Below are 21,571 nucleotides of genomic sequence, written 5' to 3' on the forward strand. Positions count from 1 at the left end.
GTGTCAAATCCTGCTCACATCTTTTTAAGGATTTTGCTTTATTTGAAAGGCAGATGATGATTGTCGATGAGTGATATGAATCCGTTCGATCCAGTTGTTCCGATTTTAAAAAACTATCAAGTAACGCCATATTTCGTTGAGGAACACGGCAATATTAAAAAGGTTTATTCGAATAAAGGTACATTTGCACTGAAGAAAATTGGCCCGACGACGGGAACAGATTTTATACGGCATGTTCATTTGCTCTACCAAAAGGGTTATAACCGGATTGTGCCCATCTATCCGACAATGGACGGAAGATATGCAGTTCTCCATGATAAAGCCTTGTATTACTTAATGCCATGGATGCCGAATGAAGTTAAGGAAGACCGCAATCATAAACACGAGCAGCTATTTCGTGAATTAGCTAGGCTGCATACTCTTTCCGCCAAAGACATCACCGTTAATAAAGATGAACGTACAGAGCATTATGAGAAAACCATTGAACTACTTGATAAAAAACAGGAGTTTCTAGACGGTTTTATCGATGAATGTGAAAAAAAGACTTACATGTCGCCGTTTGAGCTTGTGTATTGCTTGTACTATAACGAAATTAGCCAGGCGCTTCGCTTTTCAAAAACAAAGTTCGAAGAATGGTATGAAAAAACTAAGGAAGTAGAAAAAGCGCGAATGGTGATTACACATGGAAAATTATCATCTGAGCATTTTCTATATGACGACAAGGGTTACGGTTACTTTATTAATTTTGAAAATGCCCGATTTGGCTCACCGATTCATGATTTATTGCCCTATCTTTCACGTTCCTTTAATACCCGGCCAACACGGAATGATGAGGCCGTTGAGTGGGTGTATCACTATTTTAAATACTTTCCATTCAAGGCAGATGAAAAACTTCTTTTCTTTAGTTATTTGGCGTATCCCATTCCAATCATTCAAGTGGTCGAACGGTATTATAAAAAAGAACAACCCAAAAATGAGCTGAAATATGTCAGGATGCTGCAAAGCAAATACTGGAATTTAAAGAATTCAGAGTATGTGGTTATGAGGATGACGGAACTCGATGAACAAGCAAAGCAAGCAAAAGAAGGAGCCCAGCAGCAGTGACCATGCTAAATGGGCTCTTAAACAATTTCAAAATAAATCGATACAGCAATCGCAATAAATACGGCTAATAATAAGACATCAAAAACAGTCGGTATAAACAGTGTTCGAATTAATTGAAAAATTGTAAACGGCAAAATTAGCTGCTCACAAACTCTCTTGGTGGTTCGATACCAGGGGGTGTAGGAGTACTTGGTGATAAATTTCCTCCGCTTCATCAAAACCTTCCTCTCTAAAAATCGCATTTCTTTTATGTATATTCTAAAACAGGTCTAAATTCCCCAAATTCTAATTAAATAAAAATGTGATTCCCCTAATTCACCATATTGAAATCTTCTAGGATAAATGAAATAATAAAAAAGTTCTATAAAATTGGTTCCTTAATGGGAATCTCTAACTATATTAATCTACTAATTAGGGGTAATCATCATGTTTTGGTTTATCATACTTTTCCCGATTTTAATTTATCCATGGGGCTTCGATCCTTACTATACTACAACGAAGACTGGATATTTATATGCCTTTGTACTCGCAACATGGCTATACATACTGTTTAAAAGAAGATACCGCTCATTAAAGCCGGATAAGGGTGATAAGACTATTGTAATTCTTTTGTTACTATTTCTAACTCTTATAGAAATTTCAACAGCCTTCTCTCCCAATAACTATACTTCCGTATATGGTTTGATTGACCGTAAAGAAGGTCTTATTTCCTACTTTTGCTATTTCAGCGTTTTCCTTTTTTCTTATCGATTAATGGATAAGGAGAAATTAACTAAAGTGATTTCTGGGGTAGCCATAGTTTCAATGATTGTTTCCCTATACGGAATATTACAGCACTATAAATTAGATTTTCTTCCAAGGAATAGTGCGATGAGAAATTATGGTGGGACATATACATTCTTTGACAATCCCAACTTCTTTGGGTCGTATCTTGTATTAGTGTTGCTGATCACGATACCGTTATTTTTGAATGCTGCATTAAAAAAATACCAAATCCTTTATTTTACTTCGTTATGTTTAGCTTTTGTGGCCCTTATCTTTTCGAATACACGTAGTGGATATGTCGGTGTATTTTTTGGGTTAGTATTTATAACTTTGTTTGTAGTAATAAAACGGAAACACCTTTGGAAGAGGTGGGGTGCATTAGCTGTTTCAATGATTGTACTATTATTTTTAATTAACATGACTGAGCAAGGACATTACGCCAAGCGTATAAATTCTGTGGTTAAGGAGTCCTATAGTGTAGTTACGAATCAAAGTACGGGTCGTGAAGGGTCCTCGCGCTTATATATCTGGGAAAAATCACTACCTTTAGTAAAAGAATATTTTTGGGTGGGTTCCGGACCTGATTCATTTGAATTTGTGTATCCAAATAATAAAAAAAACATGGAATTTTTGAGCAATTCAATTGTCGATAAGGCACATAACGAATATTTACAGATAGCTATTACACTAGGTACTCCAGCACTTTTGAGTTATTTATCTTTTCTTTATTTAATTCTAAGACGAGCATTTCAGGCAGTAAAACTGGCAGAAGGTAACGAGAAGGTATTGATTTACGGTTTAATAGCAACGATAATTGGTTATCTTGTACAAGCATTTTTTAATATAAGTACGGTTCCTGTAGCCCCAATTTTTTGGTCCATTCTTGGAATAACCTTAGCCAAATCGACTATTGTAATTAATAATTCGCATAATCAAAATAGGGAAAAGTATCAGTTTGAAAATAAAAACCAAACTGCTTAAAAACTCATATAGTATTAAAACTAAAAAAGTTGGCTATCATTATTGACGTCAAGAACCTTTTTTGGGTAGTATATACAATATAATTAATTACATATAAGCACAGACAGGGAAGAGTACGATGTTACCCTGCTTAAAGAGAGGGAAGCCACTAGCTGAAAGGTTTCCTAAGCAGGCACTCGGAAGGTCGCCCTCGAGCTTCTTTAGCGAACGGACTACACAATCCTACTAGTTGAAGACGGATCAAATCCGTTATCCATATAAGAGCCAATCCATGTTTTTAGGGTTGGAAAAAAGGTGGTACCGCGAAGCAAACTCCATTCGTCCTTTTATGACGAATGGGGTTTTTCTGTTGTTGATGGAAAAAGGAGGAAAATAAAATGGAAACAAAAGAAATTACCATGCCGACGAAGTATGATCCCCAGTCAATCGAACAAGGACGTTATGATTGGTGGTTAAAAGGAAAGTTTTTTGAAGCACAAAATGATGAGGGCAAACAGCCTTATACGATTGTTATTCCGCCGCCAAACGTTACTGGAAAGCTTCATTTAGGTCACGCTTGGGATACAACCCTGCAGGATATTCTTACTCGCATGAAGCGGATGCAAGGTTATGATGTTCTTTGGCTCCCAGGGATGGACCATGCCGGTATCGCAACACAGGCAAAGGTTGAAGAAAAGCTTCGTGGAGAAGGCAAAAGCCGTTATGATTTAGGTCGTGAAAAGTTCGTTGAAGAAACATGGAAGTGGAAGGAAGAGTATGCCTCCCATATTCGCCAGCAGTGGGCAAAGTTAGGTTTAGGTCTAGACTACAGCCGTGAGCGTTTCACACTAGATGAAGGTTTATCTGCAGCTGTTCGTGAAGTATTCGTTACACTATATAAAAAGGGACTAATTTATCGCGGCGAATACATTATCAACTGGGATCCATCTACCAAGACTGCATTATCTGACATTGAGGTTATTTACAAGGATGTTCAGGGTGCATTTTATCATATGAAATATCCGTTAGCAGACGGTTCAGGGCATATCGAAGTAGCGACTACTCGTCCGGAAACCATGTTAGGGGATACTGCTGTTGCAGTTCATCCAGAAGATGAGCGCTATAAGCACTTAATCGGCAAGACCGTTATCCTGCCAATCGTTGGCCGTGAAATTCCGATTGTTGGCGACGATTATGTTGATATAGAATTCGGTTCTGGGGCTGTAAAAATTACTCCGGCACATGACCCGAACGATTTTGAAATTGGAAACCGCCATAATCTTGAGCGTGTCCTCGTTATGAACGAAGACGGCTCGATGAATGATAGAGCTGGAAAATATCAAGGAATGGACCGTTTCGAATGCCGCAAGCAAATTGTGAAGGACCTTCAAGAACAAGGAATCCTGTTCAAAATTGAAGAGCATTTGCACTCTGTTGGCCATTCTGAACGCAGTGGTGCAGTAGTTGAGCCTTACCTATCAACACAATGGTTCGTTAAAATGCAGCCACTTGCAGACGAAGCAATCGCCCTGCAAAATAAAGAGAATAAAGTAAACTTTGTTCCTGAACGGTTTGAAAAAACATACCTGCACTGGATGGAAAATATCCGTGACTGGTGTATTTCACGACAGCTATGGTGGGGTCACCGAATTCCTGCTTGGTACCATAAGGAAACAGGTGAGGTATTTGTTGGTCACGAAGCCCCTGCTGATAGTGAAAATTGGGAGCAGGATAAAGACGTTTTGGATACGTGGTTCAGTTCTGCATTATGGCCGTTCTCCACAATGGGCTGGCCAAATGTAGAGGCAGAAGACTTTAAGCGTTTCTTCCCAACAGGTGTACTCGTAACAGGTTATGATATCATCTTCTTCTGGGTATCCCGAATGATTTTCCAGAGCCTTGAATTTACGGGTGACCGACCATTTAAAGATGTTCTTATCCATGGTTTAGTACGAGATGAACAAGGACGGAAAATGAGTAAATCCCTTGGTAACGGTGTCGACCCAATGGATGTTATCGATAAATACGGTGCTGATGCACTTAGATACTTCCTTTCAACTGGAAGCTCGCCTGGTCAGGATTTACGCTTTAGCTTTGAAAAAGTTGAATCTACTTGGAACTTCGCGAATAAGATTTGGAACGCTTCTCGTTTTGCTTTAATGAATATGGATGGCATGACGTACGATGAAATTGATTTTAGCGGAGAAAAGTCTGTTGCGGATAAGTGGATTTTAACACAATTAAATGAAACGATTGACCATGTTACCAAGCTATCAGAACGTTACGAGTTCGGAGAAGCGGGTCGTGCCTTATACAACTTCATCTGGGATGATTTCTGTGATTGGTATATCGAGATGGCAAAGATTCCATTATATGGTGATGATGTAGTAGCAAAGAAAACAACACGTTCGATTCTTGCCCATGTACTGGATCAGACCATGCGTTTGTTGCATCCATTCATGCCATTCATTACCGAGGAAATCTGGCAGAACCTTCCACATGAAGGAGAATCGATTACAACTGCCAAGTGGCCGGAGGTAAATCCAGCATACTCTGATGAGCAAGCGGCTCAGGAAATGAAGATGTTAATGGAAATGATTCGTTCCGTTCGAAACATCCGTGCAGAAGTAAACACGCCAATGAGCAAAAAGATTAAAATGCTTGTAAAGGCGAAGGATGATTCCGTATTAACTGCGATTGAAAAGAACCGTGGCTATATTGAAAAATTCTGTAACCCAGAAGAATTACAAATAGGAACGAACCTTGAAACACCAGAGAAGGCAATGACAGCCGTTATTACCGGCTTGGAAATCTATCTTCCGCTCGAAGGTTTGCTTAACATTGATGAAGAAATTGCTCGTCTTGAAAAAGAATACGACAAGTTAACAAAAGAAGTAGAGCGAGTTGAAAAGAAACTAAACAACGAAGGCTTTATGAAAAAAGCTCCGGAAAGTGTTGTTACTGAAGAGCGTGCAAAAGAGAAAGACTACCGTGAAAAACGAGCGCTTGTTGAGGCACGCATCAATGAATTAAAAGGTTTATAATAAGAAGTGAAGACGAGTCCAAAATAGGATTCGTCTTCTTTTAGAAAATAAAATGGGGTGTCATAGATGTTTACGAAATATAGCGAAGCCCTTGAATGGATTCATGCAAGATTAAGGCTCGGCATTAAACCAGGACTTTCCAGAATGGAATGGATGATGGAGAAGCTTGGACATCCAGAACGTAAAATGAAAACTGTACATATTGGCGGAACCAATGGCAAAGGTTCGACTGTAACCTACCTGCGCAATATTCTCGAAGCGGCAGGCTATTCAGTTGGGACGTTTACCTCCCCATATATTGAACAATTCAACGAGCGAATTTCAGTCAATGGGAAACCAATTAGTGATAAAGAGATCCTTGAACTAACCAATGTAATTCGTCCGCTTGCCGATGAATTAGAAGAAACCGAGCTCGGCGGCCCAACAGAGTTTGAAGTGATTACAGCAATGTCATTCTATTATTTTGCTAATGTAAATCAAGTGGATATTGTTATCTATGAAGTGGGCTTAGGCGGAAGATTTGATTCTACGAATATTATTCATCCAATAGCTTCTATCATCACTAACATTGGGTTAGATCATACAAATATTCTAGGACATACTTACGGAGAAATCGCTTTTGAAAAAGCAGGAATTATCAAAGAAGGGATTCCTACTTTCACTGCAGTAAAAAATGAAGAAGCACTTAAGGTAATAAAAGAACAGGCTGAAAAAAAGCAGGCTCCACTTTATAGATTGAATCAGGATTTTAAGGTTACCTCCCACAGCCCACAAGCAAATGGAGAGATTTTTACACTAAAGAGTGCTGAACATACATTAGAACAGCTGGAAATCAGCATGATTGGTCAGCATCAAACAGAAAATGCTGCCTTAGCAGCTATGGCAGCTCAATCCATCAATCATGATGAAGATTTTTCAATTAGCGAGAACGCGATAAGGACAGGCTTAAAAAAAGCGTATTGGCCAGGGAGATTTGAAATCCTATCAAATCGTCCACTCGTTATTATTGATGGGGCTCATAATGATGAGGGTATTTCGGCACTGGTCCAAGAGCTATCAACTCGTTATTCTAACTATAATATTCATATTGTATTTGCAGCCTTAAAAGATAAAAAGTTGGACCAAATGATTGCTCAATTGGATCAAGTTGCAGATGAAATCTCTTTTGTCTCATTTGATTTTCCTCGAGCGGCCCAAGCGAATGATTTATTTGCAATAAGTAAATCGAAAAATAAAGTAATGGCAGACAAATGGGATACACATCTTTCCAAGATTACAAAATCTCTTGAGAATAATCAGATTCTTGTTGTCACTGGTTCTTTGTATTTTATATCAGAGGCTAAACCGCATTTATGTGAATTTTTGAAAAACAATGTGATTTCACTATGACAAGCTAAAGGATTTTTGGTAAAATAGATTTATCTTGATTTCAAATTAATGCAGGTGTGAGGGGGGAGCAGAATGAGAGTTGCCGCAAAAACAAAACGAAATATTTTTCTTGTATGGCTCTTGTTAGTCCCTGCAGGATTGTGGTTTACCTATCAAACTTTTCCTCCTCACTTTTCTGGGCAATGGTTAGATGTAATAGCTTTTTTGATCTTAACATCAGTTGTTGCCTTTATGCCTATGGTCATAAATAATACTCCAATTTTCTTAATTCAATGGGTATCACTAGCAACATTTTTAAGTTTCGGATTATTCGTTGAAATGATTTTTGCACAGGCAGCAGTCATCGTGTTACTGCTCAGGTTGAGAATTCAAAAGGAGCAACTTTTCCGAATTCCGCTAAACTTGATTATGTTTTTTCTGGTATCTCTAGTGAGTGGTGGTGTTTACTACGCTCTTGGTGGACAAACAGGTCCAACCATTATAAATAATCTGCACTCCCTATCACTTGCAGCAGTATATGCTTTGGTTAATTACTTCCTTAATCAGGTCATCATTTCATTTTATCTATATTTTATTTATAAAAGTAAGGAATCCTACTTTGGTAAGGATTTCATTGTGGAGACGGTTACGACATTTATTACTATGCCGCTTGGCTTTGTATTGTATATGTTTTATAACCAGCAAGGACTATTAGCGCTTTTGATTGTAGCTGTTCCGTTTGCAAGTTTATCCATTATCTTTAAGCTCTATTACTCAAGTGAAAAAATTAACGCCTATTTACAAAAAGCTGCTGAAATTGGACATCAAATGGCAGAACGGCTTGAAGTAGATGGGGTTATTGACTTGTTGATCCAAAAGCTTAGCGAAATGCTTCCTGTTGACTATGCTTATATTTTCGATGTAGTAAATGAGGATGAACTTCAATTAATCCGTCGTATTCAAGATGGAGATCATGAATTACCATTGAACATACCTAGGATAAAAAAGAATGAAGGTATTAGTGGATTTGTTTGGTCAAAAGGGAAAGCGTATTTATACTCAACAGGTAAGCAATGGAAACAGTATTCGAAAGGATATATACCTGCTAATGCGGAAAGTATCTTAGCCGTTCCGATTCGAAGAAATAAAAAGGTAATTGGTGTGGTAATGCTAGCTTCCAAACGCAAAAGAGCATATGAAAAATCCCAGTTGATGATAGTTGATATCCTTTGTTCCTATTTTGCAGTGGCAATGGAAAATGCCAAGCATTATGAAGTGACAAAAAATCAGAGTGAACGTTGTGCCTTAACGAAATTATATAACTATCGTTATTTTGAAAAACTATTGAACGAGGAGTTTAATAAGTTATTCCAATTTGAACGTAAGGTTTTATCATTAATTATCCTTGATATCGACCATTTTAAAGCCGTCAATGACACATACGGGCACCAAAGCGGAAACGAAATTTTAAGAGAATTAGCAGATAGACTTAGTAAACTTGTTGGTTCCCGTGGAACGGTCGCTCGTTATGGCGGCGAGGAATTCGTCGTTCTCCTACCTGAAGCCAATAAAGCAGAAGTCTTCCAGATGGCAGAAATGATCAGACAAGCCATCGCCAACTGGCCATTTACCTTACATCAATCGCTAGAGCTTACACAACAACAGATTAAAATTACAGCTTCGATTGGAGTCGCTACTGCACCTGAGGATGCAGAAGATCCTCTTGCTTTGGTTCGACATGCAGATAGAGCATTGTATGTTGGGGCAAAAAGAGCAGGAAGGAATCGGGTTGCGGAGTATTCTTCTTGTTAAATGGTTTCATTCTGATTATGTATGTAGTTTTGAAAATAAAAAAGAAGTGAGATGTTAAGCTTAACAAAGCATATATCTCACTTCTTATTATTTATAAACAATTAATAGGTAACTTCATTTATATTGGTATTGGAAGTGTCTTTCCAATCAATTGAAGCAGATGATGGTGAGTCAAAGGTTTTTCCACATTGTGAAATAAATGAATTTTGATTTGATTCAGTAACATAGGTAATATTAGCATGTTCAAGTTTTTGTCCTGATAAATTCGTTACAATACCTTTAATATATAATTTTCCATTAAAATTATTGAAAGCTTCAATTGCAAGGTCTCCATTAACACACATAGATGATGTGGCATCAATTCTCAATTTTTTCTCAATTCTAGATTTTGTATGAGTATCACCAGTTGCTTTAGTTCCTCTAACCCATACATGTGAATCATTTTCTAAATCAAATTGACCGGGCGCAATTAGATGGCCACCAATATAGAAATTAGAATTACTTAAGTTTTGGACATTTTTACTAAAAGTAAGATCATATTTTGTTTCAATGTTTAGGTTAGCTCCATTGTTAAAATTATCGCCTAAAGTAAGAGATTTGCTATAAATATCCAAAACTTGTGTGTTATTAAAATTGCCATCTAAAGTTAAATCAATAGTAGAATATAAGGTATTATTTACTGCAAATTTATTTTGGTTTGCCACATTATAGATTTTCCCAGTTAGAGGCTCATCAATAAATACTTTAGAGCAAATGTTTGTACCATCACTCTTTTTCTTGCTTTTTTTATCAATTTCAAGGGATAGAGGATTTATACAGCCTGCATCTGTTACATCGGATTTCTTAAGTTCAATTTCCTTGTATTCAAATTCTGGTGTTCCTACACTTGTGCTTTTTATCTTTATTGTTGAAAGATTGTAGATTATCATTTCAGTATGAAGGGAGGTGGATTTTCCACTTTTTGTACCTAATATAGAAAGTTCCATTTTTATTTCATTATTTGATGAGGTGACCTTAATTTTATTTAATCCTTTATCGAGTTTAAAAGAAGAGTCACCATCAACTTTTGGAGGGTCGGGAATATTCTTAATTCCTGTTTCAAGTGATGACCTTAAAAATTCTATTACCTTTGACTCGTCCCCCTGATTATATATATTATTTTTAACTTTTAATGCAACTTCATCTTTTTTCTGTTCGAATAAATTTTGAATAGCTACCTGGTAATACGAAACTCCCATTTCAGAAATGGCAACAGATTGCGTATTTTTTTCAACCTCTTGATTCTGCTTTACACTACTGAAAGCTTGTCCCATAAAGGATAGTGATAGCACAGAGAAAATTACGATTATTAATAAAACTGAAACAAGTGCATAACCTTGTTCATTCCTACCATCTACCATTAATATCCAACGCCCCTTAATCGATAGAGAAATGTATCTATCGAAATATTATTTTCTCTTTTTCCATTTTCACTTGTTAATACTTCTAAGTATACGTCATAATCATTTGGGACAATTAAATCAGATGACCCTATAATCGCAGGAGCACTGTCGTCATCTTTTTTCTTAATCTTTACCACCACTTCATATCGCATCTGTGGAGGAGCAAATACATCAGGTGAAGTCTTGCCATCAATATATACGTTAATTTTACCATCATCATTTTCAATTCTATAATTTTCTGAAGTTTGATGTATTCTTTTTAAATTGGTTATTAGTATGTTTGTCTCTTGAATCATAAAGTTTTTGGATATAGATTCTTTTGAAAATTTATAACCTTGAAAAAAAACGCTCCAAATTATTACGCCCACGATTGAAAGAATAGTTAATGTTGCTAACACTTCAATTAATGTTAGGCCATGGTTACCTCGTTTCAAAATCTATCCTCTCCTATCTCTTTATAAAACCGTATGTTTCACCAACTAAGTTGTTTTTATTATTAAAAAGCTCTATTTGAATAGAATGTAGTTTATATATTTTTGAACTATTAGTATTAGGTGAATTTGCAATTTTAATATTTACCCTATATATATCCTTAACTGTTTCAAAGTAATAATAGCCACCATCATTTTTGATAAAAACTAAATTTGGATCATCTGAAGTCACAACAGATGTCTGGGTTGGGGATGTAAGATAACTTTTAACGTTCTCAGAATCTTGCCAATGAATTAGTATTTCTTTTGTAGTACTAACAGCTTGTGTTTTATCTTCATTATTCTTATTCATAATGCCCATTTGTGGAAAAATACCCATAAAAGATATAAGAATAATTGATAGGATAGCAATTGATGCTATAACTTCTATTAATGTAACGCCCTTTTCACTTTTAAAATTTTCCATGTACTCAAATCCCTTCTAGGGAGATATAATTATTTTCCATTGTGTCTAGATACATCTTATCAAATTTATTAGACAAAAAATAACAAATTTCAGTGATTTATACCTATAATTGTTTTCCAGCTTCTTTTAAACTAGCTAAAAGTATTATACAATATCTAGTAGACGAATTTTGTCTAATTTTAGTAATTAACGATAAAAAATATAATTATTTGTAAAAAAATGTAGTTTATTAATAAATACGCACTACTAATAGGGATGTGGATTAATGCTAACAGTTATTTGGGTATTAGGTACTATGCTTTTGATGTTGTTGATTCATTTTTTATTACCACTTGGATACACGACAAAAGGAAAAATTGTAGTAGTTGTCTCTAGTGGGTTGTTAGCATTGGGAGGACTTGCATCAACAGCAGCTTTTCCGGTAGGGCAAACATTAATCATGTTACTAGTACTCTCCTTCTTTGTATCCTATATAATGGACAGTCGTCTTGGGAAAGTTATCTATAAAACGAAAGAGCAGTTCATAGAAGAAGATGATATTGAGGGTAGTGAATCTACATCTATTAATACAATAAAAACAGAGAAAACGTCAGATATAGAATTAATGGATTTATCTGAATTGGAAATCAGCACATCTTCTTCTGTAAATAAACTAGAAGTAGATCCTCTTTCAGTTGATTCTTTAGATGAAGACATTTCCTTTTTACAAGATCGAGAGATAGAAAGCGATAATGAGGAAATCTTAGATGATGCAGAACTTGAAGTTGGTTATTTATCGGATATTGAAAGTTTACTAGAGGAAAGTCCGGAGGAAAAAAAGGTAGAATTGCAAGTCGGAAAGGTCGAATCACTTGATGAGGAAAGCTGGCTGGATGAGCTAGCAGAATTAACTGTGATTAAGGATGAAGAAAAAGACACATTCGAAGAAACTCAATTCGAAGATTTTGAATTAGACGAATTATTTGCTGATAAAGAGGTAGCGGCAACATCTGACAATGATGAAAGCAAACCTAAGAAAGTACTTGAATTACAAAAGTAACTATTAAGAAGTGGGGCATAAAGCTTGAGCAAACATCGACCATTCATTAAATTATTTGTTGTACTTTTTTTAAGCACGGCAGTTATTTTTAGTTCTTCACATTTTGGTGTTAAAGCATTCGAAAGTTTAACCAATACGTCTGATGGAAAATACTCAGTAGGAACGACAATTGGTTCAATAGACATTTCTGGAAAATCAGAAAGTGAAACGATTTCCTTATTAGAAGAGAAATATGTGGAGTGGGTAAAGAATACAAAATTTGAACTGCAATATAGTGAGAAAATTGTACCATTTGATGTAAACCTTTTTAGTTTCGATGCTGCCCAATCGGTCTATTCTATTAAGGACGGACAAAATAATACTGTTTCAATGAACATTGATATAATGCCTGTCCAGGATCAATTTCAACTCCAATTTCCACAACTTGACGTTAACGTACTTGAACTTACGAAGCTTAAAACAGATTTAACAAATACAGCATCAAAGTTTGAATCAGGCTCTTTTATTTTTAATTTGAATAAGGATTATTTACTTGCTGATGCTAGTAATAAAGATAATGTTATAAGTAAGGCGATTGTTCTGTTAACAGAAGTCCCGAATGATTTAGAAGCATTTGTTACGGCAAACCCTGAAATGCAGATTGCTGAAGGTGCGACTTTTTCCTTGCTCGACTTTGCAAAACAGAAAAAGATTGAGAGTTCATCTTCTTTAAGTCTTATTGCCACGGGAATCTATCAATCAATCTTACCTACAAATTTTAAAATTATGGAAAGAAGTATCAGTAATGCACTTCCAATGTTTACAGCAGTAGGATTTGAAGCAAAGGCTAATGTGGCTGATGGGTCAGACTTAATCATTGGTAATCCAAATACAACTCCATATACAGTAGAATTAAAATTAGATAATAATCATCTCATCGTTACCCTTAAAGGAGAAAAGTTTCTTTACGATTATAAAATTAGCAAAAAAGACGAACAGCAATTAAAACCAAAAACCATTGTTCAATATAGTCCTTTACTCCTTCCTGGCCAAACGAAGGTGCAAACAAATGGTTTGGATGGGCAAATTGTGAGAATTTACCGAGAAACCTATCAAGGGACACAAATGATTACTAGTGAATTATTATCAGAGGACTATTACCCACCTGTCTACCGTGTTGAAATCCATGGGCTAACAGGAACAGAACAAGGGACTGCTACTCCTGCTGGAAGCGCCCCTGCAGAAAGTCCAGATCCAAATGCTATTCAGACTCCGCCAGAATCGGTTGATGAGCAGCAAGATCCCGATTCTGGCCTTTGGGGGAAACCAAATGAACAACCTAAATAAAGTCAGAAGTGATATGAAATGAAACAGAGCCGAAAAAGACTTGGAGATTTGTTAATTGAGGAAAGGTTAATCACACCTGATCAACTGCAAACGGTTTTGGCTGAAAAGGCACCGAATCAAAAAATCGGTGATGCCTTATTGCAAAGAGGGTATATTACCGATCAGCAGTTAGCAGAAGTGCTCGAATATCAGCTTGGAATCCCTCATGTAAACCTTATACAATATCCTTTCGATACCAATCTTTTTTCGCTGATATCCAAGGAAACAGCGAAACGAAACCTGATTATTCCTCTAAAAAAAGAGGGAAATAAGCTTTACGTGGCAATGGTCGATCCGATGGATTTTATCGTTATTGATGATCTTCGTCTTTCAACGGGCTTCCAAATTGAAACCGTTATTGCTACCAAAGACGATGTTTTAAGGGCAATTAATAAATACTACAATGTCGATGAGGGACTAGAAGAACTTTTTGATGAATTGACATCAAGTGAACGGGGACGAGACGACGATGTCACCGACCTTGACTCACCGATTGTTCGCTTAGTTAATCAAATCTTAAACAATGCTGTTATTCAAAAAGCCAGTGATATTCATATTGATCCACAGGAAACGAAGGTGGTTATTCGCTACCGCGTTGATGGAGTACTACGTATAGAACGGGTTCTTCCAAGGCATATGCAAAGTGTGCTAACTGCTAGAATCAAGATTATGTCGAATCTTGATATTACCGAACATCGTATCCCGCAGGATGGTCGTATTAAAATAAATCTCGATTTTCATCCAATTGATCTTCGTGTTTCGACTTTGCCAACTGTTTACGGTGAGAAAATCGTTATGCGGATCTTAGACATGGGTGCCACATTAAATGATTTAAACAAAATCGGGTTTAATGCATTAAATCTAAAAAGGTTTTCTGAAATGATTGAGCAGCCGACAGGGATTGTTTTGATTACTGGTCCAACAGGGTCTGGTAAATCATCTACGCTTTATGCTGCTCTTAATAAATTGAACAGCGAACAAGTGAACATAATTACGATTGAGGATCCAGTGGAATATCAGTTGGAAGGAATCAACCAAATCCAGGTTAATACCAATGTTGGTATGACATTTGCTGCAGGACTACGTTCGATTCTTCGCCAGGACCCTAATATCATCATGGTGGGAGAAATACGTGATAAAGATACGGCAGAGATTGCAGTGCGAGCCTCATTAACTGGTCACTTAGTGTTAAGCACTTTACACACGAATGATTCATTAGGAACAGTAACAAGATTGATTGATATGGGAGTGGAGCCGTTTTTGCTTGCCTCTTCCTTAAGTGGAATTGTTGCCCAACGGTTGGTAAGAAAGGTATGTAGGGATTGTGCCGAGGTACAAGCAGCTACTAAGCGTGAAATCGATATTTTTGCACGCCGTGGGATGAAGATTGATAAAATCACACGCGGTAAAGGTTGTCCTTCTTGTAATATGACAGGCTATAAAGGTCGGATCGCCCTTCATGAAGTGCTCGTCTTGAATGATGATATGCGCAGGGTCATTATGAATGATGATTCCTTTGGAAAGCTGAAGGAACATGCAATTAAAAATAAAACCATCTTTTTAATTGATGATGGCTTGTTAAAAGTAAAACAAGGTTTAACTACCACAGAAGAAGTATTACGTGTAGCCATTTTGGAGTAGGAGAACGAAAAATATGAGAGAAAAAATCGAGAATATATTGAGGGCAGCACTTGAATTTAAAGCATCTGATATCCATCTTACCGTCGGTGTTCCGCCAATCTTTCGTATTCACGGGGATATAAAACGTTACGGTAAGGATATACTGCTTCCAGCAGACACAGAAGAAATTGCCAAAATTACCATTCCGGAAAACATGTATGATTTATTCAAAGAAAAAGGAGAACTCGATTACTCTTATGGTATTCCAGGAGTGTCCCGTTTCCGTGTTAATGCCTACCATCAACGGAAAAGTGTGTCACTTGCATTAAGGGTTGTAGCTTCGAAAACGCCAACTATAGAGGAATTAGACCTGCCTAAAATTGTTCCTGAACTAGTTGAGAAACCACAGGGACTTATTCTTGTCACAGGTCCAACAGGCAGTGGTAAATCAACAACACTTGCGTCTATGATAGATTATGTAAACCGGACAATGCGTAAGCATATCGTTACACTTGAAGACCCTATTGAATATTTACACAAGCATGGGAATTCAATCATTGATCAGCGTGAGGTTGGCTTTGATACAAAATCGTATGCAAATGGCTTAAAGGGAGCCCTACGTCAAGATCCTGACATTATTCTTGTTGGTGAGATGCGTGATTTAGAAACTATAGGAATAGCAATTACAGCTGCAGAAACTGGGCACCTTGTGTTGGGTACACTGCATACTTCAAGTGCACCATCAACCATCAACCGTATTATTGACGTATTTCCACCGGCACAGCAGCCGCAAATACGTGTCCAGTTAGCCTCTGTTTTAGTAGGAGTTATCTCACAGCGTCTGTTTCCTACCGTTGATAAAAAAGGAAGGAAAGCAGCGACAGAAGTTTTGGTTAATAATCCGGCGATTGCCAATTTAATTCGAAATGAGAAAATACATCAAATCCAAAGTACGATGCAAACTTCTCGTGCACAGGGAATGCACACATTAGAAATGAGCATAAAAGACCTAATTGACCGAAATCTTATTCAAAAAGAAGCAGCAAACAAATATCTACAAGAAAAGATGATGCTGGATGGCTAGATATAAATATTCAGGTCGAGATCGCCGTGGAAAAAAAGAGGGGACAGTTACCGCTGCTTCAAGAAGAGAAGCAATGGTTAAGTTGAAAGAAGAAGGAATCAGGGTTATAGAAATGAAAGAGGTTCCGGAAACCCTTATGACAAAGGACCTATCAATAGGAAATCCTGTTAAGCTTCAGCACTTTGTTATTTATTTACGGCAATTTGCTACCTTAATTAAAGCGGGAGTAACATTAGTTGAGGCTACCGGGATTCTAGCAGTCCAGACAGAGAGTAAGGCACTGAAAAAGGCTTTATTAGCTGTGGAGCAAGAATTGCGTGAGGGCAATCCATATTCAGATTCAGTTGCAAAACATAAAAAGATTTTTAATTCGATGTTCATAAACATGGTTAAAGCTGGAGAAGTTGCAGGGAATATGGATGAGACACTGGAAAAGCTTGCTGATGATTTTGAAAAGCAGCATGATACTATAGCTAAAGTGAAGTCTGCTTTGACATACCCTGCAGTTATTGGAATCCTGGCCATTGGTGCAGTCATATTTCTATTAGTTGGAGTTGTTCCAACATTTGTAACGATGTTTGCAGATATGGGTGCTGAACTGCCAGGTATAACGAAATTTGTCTTAAGTGCTAGTGGCTTTATGCAATCGTTCTGGTGGCTTATACTTCTATTTTTATTTTCCATCGTATTTTCGATCATGTATATGAAGAAAAATAAAAAAACAAAGTATTATTTGGACTATTTTCTCTTGAGGATGCCGATATTTGGAACTATGCTGCAAAAAGCAGCACTAGCTCGAATGATGAGAACGCTTAGTTCTTTATTCTCCAGTTCGGTTCCGATATTACAGGCAATGTCGATTGTTGAAAAGGTAGTCGAGAACGAAGTCATAGCTAAGGTTATTCGAGAATCACGTGATTCCCTTGAGAAAGGGCGTTCTATGACTGAACCAATGATGGACCATTGGGCATTTCCTCCGCTCGTCACGCAAATGATATCAATTGGTGAGGGAACAGGTGCATTGGATGCAATGCTTTCAAAAATAGCTGAATTCTATGAGAAAGAAGTAGAACAAGGAACAGATAGACTTAAATCCCTCATAGAACCAATTATGATTGTTTTTCTTGCAGGTGTTGTAGGAGTTATTGTGTTATCGATTATGATGCCGATGTTCTCAATGTTTGATCAAATGAGTTAATGTAACAAGATATTAGTAAATATTACAAATAGGTTAAAAATAAGACAAAATATGTTATAATTCTCTTTTCATTAGCTTACATTTATTGTATACTCATAGAGAAATATTACTAGGTTCATAGAACCAGAGGGAGATGTAAAAATGGTAAATAAATTAGGTTTAAAACTTAAAGAACAAAAAGGTTTTACTTTGATTGAATTATTAGCAGTAATTGTTATTTTAGGGATTATAGCTGCAATTGCAATCCCTGCAATTGGAAATGTTATCAGTAAGTCTGATGCTAAGGCTGAGGCTCAGTCAGGTTTACAAATCATTAATGCTGCAAAATTGTATGTTGCCAACGAAAATGTTGCGGCTCCGAAGAATTTAACTGACACGGATTTAAAGGAGTATCTAGATAGTGTTTCTGATGCTAAGGGTAAACCTGCAACAGGATTTTCAGTTACAGTAGATAAAGCAACAGGTAGCACAGTGGGTAAATATACCTATACGTTGAAAAATTTTGGTAAAGTTGCAGATGCCGCTGGTGTTAATGAAGCAACTCTTATTGAAAAAGCTAAATAATGATTTACAGTTTAATAATTATCTATGGTATTATTCTAGGTTCTTTCTTTAATGTTGTGGGCCTAAGAGTACCATTAAAACAATCAATTGTCACCCCACGCTCTGCTTGTCCAAATTGTGGGCATCAATTGAAACCATATGAACTGATACCAGTAATTTCATATTTGTTCCAAAAAGGGAAATGCCGCGGCTGTCAGTCGCGGATTTCTCCTATCTATCCATTTTTTGAATTATTGACTGGCATTTTGCTTGCAACAGCACCACTTGTGATTGGATGGTCCGGAGAATTATTAGTTGCTTTAACACTAATATCGATGTTTATCATAATCATCGTTTCTGATATTCACTATATGATCATCCCTGATAAGATCTTGATCTGGTTTGCAGGGATTTTTTTATTGGAACGGATATTTTTGCCGCTTTCACCATGGTGGGACAGCCTGCTCGGTGCAATAACCGGTTTTACACTTCTTCTTGTTGTCGCTTTGGTTAGTAAAGGCGGGATGGGCTTTGGAGATGTAAAACTTTATGCCTTACTTGGTTTCGTGTTAGGGCTTAAACTTGTGTTATTATCATTCTTTTTTTCTACTTTATTTGGAGCCGTCATTGGCGGTTTGGGGCTACTTTTTAGAATTGTAAAAAGGCGGCAGCCGATTCCGTTCGGTCCATTTATTGCAGCCGGGACGTTGACGGCCTATTATTGGGGATCGGAACTCATCGATTTGTATTTAAATTTTTTATATAATGGATTTTAAATGTAAGGGGTTATTATTATGGCATTTTCCCTCTTTTCGTCAAAAAATCGAATAGTCAACCTGGTACTAAATGACCATTCCGTTCGCTTTGTTGAATTAAAACAAGCGAATCCCCCTGCTGCACAAAAATGGTGCGAACGCTTCCTTCCTCCTGGTGTCATTACTGATGGGAAGATTACTGATAGTGATACATTAGCAAATATACTTGAAGAATGTATTGATGAATGGAAAATTAAGGGTCGTCAGGTTCGGTTCATTGTTCCTGATCCACTAGTTATTATACGTAAAGTCTCTATCCCTGCTGATATTCAAGAGGATGAGATCAAAGGATATTTGTATTTGGAACTTGGCTCGAGTATTCATTTACCATTTGAAGAGCCTGTTTTCGATTACTTTCCTCTTGCCGATAACGGGAAAACTAGGGAATTACTTTTGTTTGCTGCTCCGGAACAAAATGTAATGGAATATGCAGAGGTATTTTCTAGTCTGAAGCTAACACCCATTGCTGCGGAAATTTCTCCGCTTGCCTTGTATCGATTGTATTATCAACTTGGTCAATCCAAAGAAAAGGAAGTATTGTTTACTGTTCAGTTTGATTTGACGAGTGTTAATTTATGTATTTTTGAGGAAACCGTTCCACTAGTTATGCGACAGTTCCCTTTACCTTTCGATATCGAAAAATGGGAAATCAAACAGGATACTGCTGGTAGAATGGTTTTTAAATTTACTGGTGAAACTGATGAATTAGTGATGCAGTTTGAAGATATTCTGAATGAAATTAATAAGTTAGTAGATTTTTATCGCTATACATTATCGAACGAAAAAAGGGATGTTACGAAATTTCTCTTAAATGGTGACCATCCGATGTTAACAGCGATATATGAAGAAATGGAAGAAAGATTTGATATACCTGTAGAGATGATTGAACTTGAATCAGATGAAAAAGGTAAAACTGGAAGCGTACCAGCTAATCTATTATTATCTCTAGGTCTCGCTTTAAAAGAGGTGAAATGATGTTAGTAGAAATTAACCTGCTTCCCCAAAAGGAACCGAGAAAAACAAGCTTTCTGATTGCATTAGCTGCTGTGGTGGTTATTTTTCTAACTGTTGGGACGTTTTACTTCCTTCAGATTCAATCTACTAAAAATGATATTGCTAATGTCGACCAACAGATCTCTACGACAAAAAAGTTGGCAGAAATAGAAGAAAAAAATGCACATATAAATGAATCTGCGATGTCTGTTACTCTTTTAAAAAGTGCCGTTGAATGGGCAAATAGCTATCCGATTCAAACAATTCCTGTCATGCAGCATCTTACAGGGTTGCTGCCGGAACGTGGTTTTATTCAAACTTTTGCTTATACCGAGGTTGGAACCGTGAGTCTTACCGTTCAATTTGATAGTAGTCGAGAAGCTGCGTATTTCTTAGATAGTTTACTTGATTCAGAGTGGATTGACGATGCTAGCCTTAATTCATTGACTGCAAAAGAACAAACAGAAGCAACAGAAACAACAACAGCAAATCAGACCACAGAGGGTCAACCAACTAGTACGGTTGTTAATAATCAATCAATAGTTGTTAGTACTGATCCCAATAACCCAAATAGTATCATAATAACTCCGGTTGATCCTAAATCTACTGATACTGCCGAAGCAACTGCCGCCAATGAAGAGCAAACAGAGGAAGCAGAGGTATTACCTAGATACATTGGACAATATGAAATAAAATTTAATAAAGAAACCATTAAAAAGCTACTCAATAAAGGCGGCGATGATGAGGAAGGAGTGACACAATCATGAAACTAAGTTTTTCAAAAAAACATAAACTTATTTTATTGGTTGGCATTCTTCTCATTGTATTACTATTCGTTTTTGCTCAATTCTTTAAACTTTCACCATTAAAATCGGATTTAACTTCAAAAGAGCAAACATTGGCTTCTGAGCAAAAACTACTAGAATCCAATACTCAAGAAAAGCTAGATGAAACAAAAAAAGTAACAGAAGATACAAGAGAACTACAAAAAAAGGTTCCTGTTACACCATTACAAGAACAGTTTATTTTAGACCTTGAAAAAGCAGAAAACGTTTCAAATAGTAAAATTAGTTCAATGAGTTTTTCAAAGGATGTTGATGTAACACTTCCGACAGAACCTCCACCTGCAACTGAGAATACAGAGGGTACAGAAACTCCTAAGGTTGAAACAGTAAAAGAAGCTACAGCTGAGCAAGTGGCTCCTGCACCCGCAACTGGTCTAAAGAAACTGACAGTCAATCTAAGTATTGAATCACCTAAGTATGAAGATATTGAAAAATTCATTTCAACTCTTGAATCATTAAAGCGAATTGTTGTTGTTGAATCAATTAATTACACTGGTAAAGAAGAAATAACATCACTTGATTCGGAAAAAGCTAATGAACCATTAACATACACTCTTACCGTTTCTGCCTATTATCTGCCAGGTTTAGAAGACTTAATGGCTGAACTTCCAAAAATCGATGCTCCGGCACCGGCGAATAAGAAAAATCCGTTAAGCGCATTTTCAGAGGTTAACTAG

The 21,571-nt window shown here is 36.8% G+C and carries 19 protein-coding genes and 1 other annotated feature; of the genes, 15 read left to right on the plus strand and 4 right to left on the minus strand.

Translation table 11 applies throughout. The annotated features are described in order from the left end of the window. The first annotated feature begins 66 nt into the window (after positions 1–66). A complete protein-coding gene (ysxE, locus tag J2Y03_RS14620; protein ID WP_310195329.1) occupies positions 67–1,104 on the plus strand; it encodes a spore coat protein YsxE in 1,038 nt (345 codons plus the stop codon). A gap of 17 nt (positions 1,105–1,121) precedes the next feature. Here ysxE and J2Y03_RS14625 read toward each other — a convergent pair whose 3' ends face one another. Further along, complete coding sequence (locus J2Y03_RS14625; RefSeq protein ID WP_132088916.1) at positions 1,122–1,319, minus strand: hypothetical protein; 198 nt, start codon at positions 1,317–1,319, stop codon at positions 1,122–1,124. Between the two features lie 211 nt (positions 1,320–1,530). On the opposite strand from J2Y03_RS14625, the gene J2Y03_RS14630 reads away from it, so the two are divergent. The 4 genes from J2Y03_RS14630 to J2Y03_RS14645 all read left to right on the plus strand — a co-directional run bounded on the left by J2Y03_RS14630 (position 1,531) and on the right by J2Y03_RS14645 (position 9,053). Then, the gene (locus J2Y03_RS14630) at positions 1,531–2,850 is read left to right on the plus strand and encodes an O-antigen ligase family protein (RefSeq protein ID WP_310195330.1); all 1,320 of its coding nucleotides are present in this window, start codon (positions 1,531–1,533) and stop codon (positions 2,848–2,850) included. A gap of 91 nt (positions 2,851–2,941) precedes the next feature. Further along, positions 2,942–3,179: a binding site (T-box leader), on the plus strand. A 48-nt stretch (positions 3,180–3,227) separates the two neighbouring features. Then, positions 3,228–5,873 (plus strand): valine--tRNA ligase, encoded by a 2,646-nt coding sequence (locus tag J2Y03_RS14635; RefSeq protein WP_310195331.1) that lies wholly within the window; start codon positions 3,228–3,230, stop codon positions 5,871–5,873. A gap of 66 nt (positions 5,874–5,939) precedes the next feature. Beyond that, a complete protein-coding gene (locus J2Y03_RS14640; RefSeq protein WP_310195332.1) occupies positions 5,940–7,262 on the plus strand; it encodes a bifunctional folylpolyglutamate synthase/dihydrofolate synthase in 1,323 nt (440 codons plus the stop codon). 72 nt (positions 7,263–7,334) lie between these two features. Continuing rightward, the gene (locus J2Y03_RS14645) at positions 7,335–9,053 is read left to right on the plus strand and encodes a sensor domain-containing diguanylate cyclase (RefSeq protein WP_310195333.1); all 1,719 of its coding nucleotides are present in this window, start codon (positions 7,335–7,337) and stop codon (positions 9,051–9,053) included. 101 nt (positions 9,054–9,154) lie between these two features. Here J2Y03_RS14645 and J2Y03_RS14650 read toward each other — a convergent pair whose 3' ends face one another. The 3 genes from J2Y03_RS14650 to J2Y03_RS14660 are packed head-to-tail and all read right to left on the minus strand — an operon-like array spanning position 9,155 to position 11,392. Next, positions 9,155–10,453, minus strand: a complete 1,299-nt coding sequence (locus tag J2Y03_RS14650; protein ID WP_310195336.1) for a hypothetical protein — start codon at positions 10,451–10,453, stop codon at positions 9,155–9,157. Then, the gene (locus J2Y03_RS14655) at positions 10,453–10,929 is read right to left on the minus strand and encodes a prepilin-type N-terminal cleavage/methylation domain-containing protein (protein ID WP_310195338.1); all 477 of its coding nucleotides are present in this window, start codon (positions 10,927–10,929) and stop codon (positions 10,453–10,455) included. Before J2Y03_RS14655 ends, J2Y03_RS14650 begins: the two co-directional genes overlap by 1 nt. A 13-nt stretch (positions 10,930–10,942) precedes the next feature. After that, positions 10,943–11,392, minus strand: coding sequence for a prepilin-type N-terminal cleavage/methylation domain-containing protein (locus tag J2Y03_RS14660; protein WP_310195339.1), 450 nt, complete (start codon positions 11,390–11,392; stop codon positions 10,943–10,945). A 265-nt stretch (positions 11,393–11,657) separates the two neighbouring features. Here J2Y03_RS14660 and J2Y03_RS14665 point away from each other — a divergent pair, with 265 nt between their 5' ends. The 10 genes from J2Y03_RS14665 to J2Y03_RS14710 all read left to right on the plus strand — a co-directional run bounded on the left by J2Y03_RS14665 (position 11,658) and on the right by J2Y03_RS14710 (position 21,571). Further along, on the plus strand, positions 11,658–12,431 hold the full coding sequence (locus J2Y03_RS14665; protein ID WP_310195341.1) for a hypothetical protein: 774 nt from the start codon (positions 11,658–11,660) through the stop codon (positions 12,429–12,431). 24 nt (positions 12,432–12,455) lie between these two features. Next, a complete protein-coding gene (locus J2Y03_RS14670; protein ID WP_310195342.1) occupies positions 12,456–13,757 on the plus strand; it encodes a G5 domain-containing protein in 1,302 nt (433 codons plus the stop codon). Positions 13,758–13,775: 18 nt separating this feature from the next. After that, a complete protein-coding gene (locus J2Y03_RS14675) occupies positions 13,776–15,437 on the plus strand; it encodes a GspE/PulE family protein (protein ID WP_310195343.1) in 1,662 nt (553 codons plus the stop codon). Between the two features lie 13 nt (positions 15,438–15,450). After that, positions 15,451–16,500: a type IV pilus twitching motility protein PilT gene (locus tag J2Y03_RS14680; RefSeq protein ID WP_310195344.1), complete on the plus strand. Its 1,050-nt coding sequence runs from the start codon at positions 15,451–15,453 to the stop codon at positions 16,498–16,500. Beyond that, positions 16,493–17,698: a type II secretion system F family protein gene (locus tag J2Y03_RS14685; protein ID WP_310195345.1), complete on the plus strand. Its 1,206-nt coding sequence runs from the start codon at positions 16,493–16,495 to the stop codon at positions 17,696–17,698. Before J2Y03_RS14680 ends, J2Y03_RS14685 begins: the two co-directional genes overlap by 8 nt. A gap of 141 nt (positions 17,699–17,839) precedes the next feature. After that, positions 17,840–18,262 (plus strand): prepilin-type N-terminal cleavage/methylation domain-containing protein, encoded by a 423-nt coding sequence (locus J2Y03_RS14690; RefSeq protein WP_310195346.1) that lies wholly within the window; start codon positions 17,840–17,842, stop codon positions 18,260–18,262. Next, on the plus strand, positions 18,262–19,017 hold the full coding sequence (locus J2Y03_RS14695) for a prepilin peptidase (RefSeq protein WP_310195347.1): 756 nt from the start codon (positions 18,262–18,264) through the stop codon (positions 19,015–19,017). Before J2Y03_RS14690 ends, J2Y03_RS14695 begins: the two co-directional genes overlap by 1 nt. Before the next feature lie 18 nt (positions 19,018–19,035). Next, on the plus strand, positions 19,036–20,031 hold the full coding sequence (gene pilM / locus J2Y03_RS14700; RefSeq protein WP_310195349.1) for a type IV pilus biogenesis protein PilM: 996 nt from the start codon (positions 19,036–19,038) through the stop codon (positions 20,029–20,031). After that, complete coding sequence (locus J2Y03_RS14705; protein WP_310195351.1) at positions 20,031–20,816, plus strand: PilN domain-containing protein; 786 nt, start codon at positions 20,031–20,033, stop codon at positions 20,814–20,816. The genes pilM and J2Y03_RS14705 overlap by 1 nt, the downstream gene beginning before the upstream one ends. After that, entirely contained in the window at positions 20,813–21,571 is a 759-nt protein-coding gene (locus tag J2Y03_RS14710) for a pilus assembly protein PilO (protein WP_310195353.1), read from the plus strand. Before J2Y03_RS14705 ends, J2Y03_RS14710 begins: the two co-directional genes overlap by 4 nt.

Source organism: Neobacillus niacini (genome assembly GCF_031457145.1).
Lineage (GTDB): Bacteria > Bacillota > Bacilli > Bacillales > Cytobacillaceae > Neobacillus > Neobacillus niacini_J.

What these genes read in the sequence shown, in the direction of transcription:
- J2Y03_RS14640 (WP_310195332.1), top strand. Translation starts at nt 5,940, where the DNA reads ATGTTTACGAAATATAGCGAAGCCCTTGAATGGATTCATGCAAGATTA.
- J2Y03_RS14685 (WP_310195345.1), top strand. Translation starts at nt 16,493, where the DNA reads ATGGCTAGATATAAATATTCAGGTCGAGATCGCCGTGGAAAAAAAGAG.
- J2Y03_RS14630 (WP_310195330.1), top strand. Translation starts at nt 1,531, where the DNA reads ATGTTTTGGTTTATCATACTTTTCCCGATTTTAATTTATCCATGGGGC.
- J2Y03_RS14645 (WP_310195333.1), top strand. Translation starts at nt 7,335, where the DNA reads ATGAGAGTTGCCGCAAAAACAAAACGAAATATTTTTCTTGTATGGCTC.
- J2Y03_RS14710 (WP_310195353.1), top strand. Translation starts at nt 20,813, where the DNA reads ATGAAACTAAGTTTTTCAAAAAAACATAAACTTATTTTATTGGTTGGC.
- ysxE (WP_310195329.1), top strand. Translation starts at nt 67, where the DNA reads ATGAGTGATATGAATCCGTTCGATCCAGTTGTTCCGATTTTAAAAAAC.
- J2Y03_RS14665 (WP_310195341.1), top strand. Translation starts at nt 11,658, where the DNA reads ATGCTAACAGTTATTTGGGTATTAGGTACTATGCTTTTGATGTTGTTG.
- J2Y03_RS14625 (WP_132088916.1), bottom strand. Translation starts at nt 1,319, where the DNA reads ATGAAGCGGAGGAAATTTATCACCAAGTACTCCTACACCCCCTGGTAT.
- J2Y03_RS14660 (WP_310195339.1), bottom strand. Translation starts at nt 11,392, where the DNA reads ATGGAAAATTTTAAAAGTGAAAAGGGCGTTACATTAATAGAAGTTATA.
- J2Y03_RS14650 (WP_310195336.1), bottom strand. Translation starts at nt 10,453, where the DNA reads ATGGTAGATGGTAGGAATGAACAAGGTTATGCACTTGTTTCAGTTTTA.
- J2Y03_RS14695 (WP_310195347.1), top strand. Translation starts at nt 18,262, where the DNA reads ATGATTTACAGTTTAATAATTATCTATGGTATTATTCTAGGTTCTTTC.
- J2Y03_RS14705 (WP_310195351.1), top strand. Translation starts at nt 20,031, where the DNA reads ATGTTAGTAGAAATTAACCTGCTTCCCCAAAAGGAACCGAGAAAAACA.
- J2Y03_RS14680 (WP_310195344.1), top strand. Translation starts at nt 15,451, where the DNA reads ATGAGAGAAAAAATCGAGAATATATTGAGGGCAGCACTTGAATTTAAA.
- J2Y03_RS14675 (WP_310195343.1), top strand. Translation starts at nt 13,776, where the DNA reads ATGAAACAGAGCCGAAAAAGACTTGGAGATTTGTTAATTGAGGAAAGG.
- J2Y03_RS14635 (WP_310195331.1), top strand. Translation starts at nt 3,228, where the DNA reads ATGGAAACAAAAGAAATTACCATGCCGACGAAGTATGATCCCCAGTCA.
- pilM (WP_310195349.1), top strand. Translation starts at nt 19,036, where the DNA reads ATGGCATTTTCCCTCTTTTCGTCAAAAAATCGAATAGTCAACCTGGTA.
- J2Y03_RS14690 (WP_310195346.1), top strand. Translation starts at nt 17,840, where the DNA reads ATGGTAAATAAATTAGGTTTAAAACTTAAAGAACAAAAAGGTTTTACT.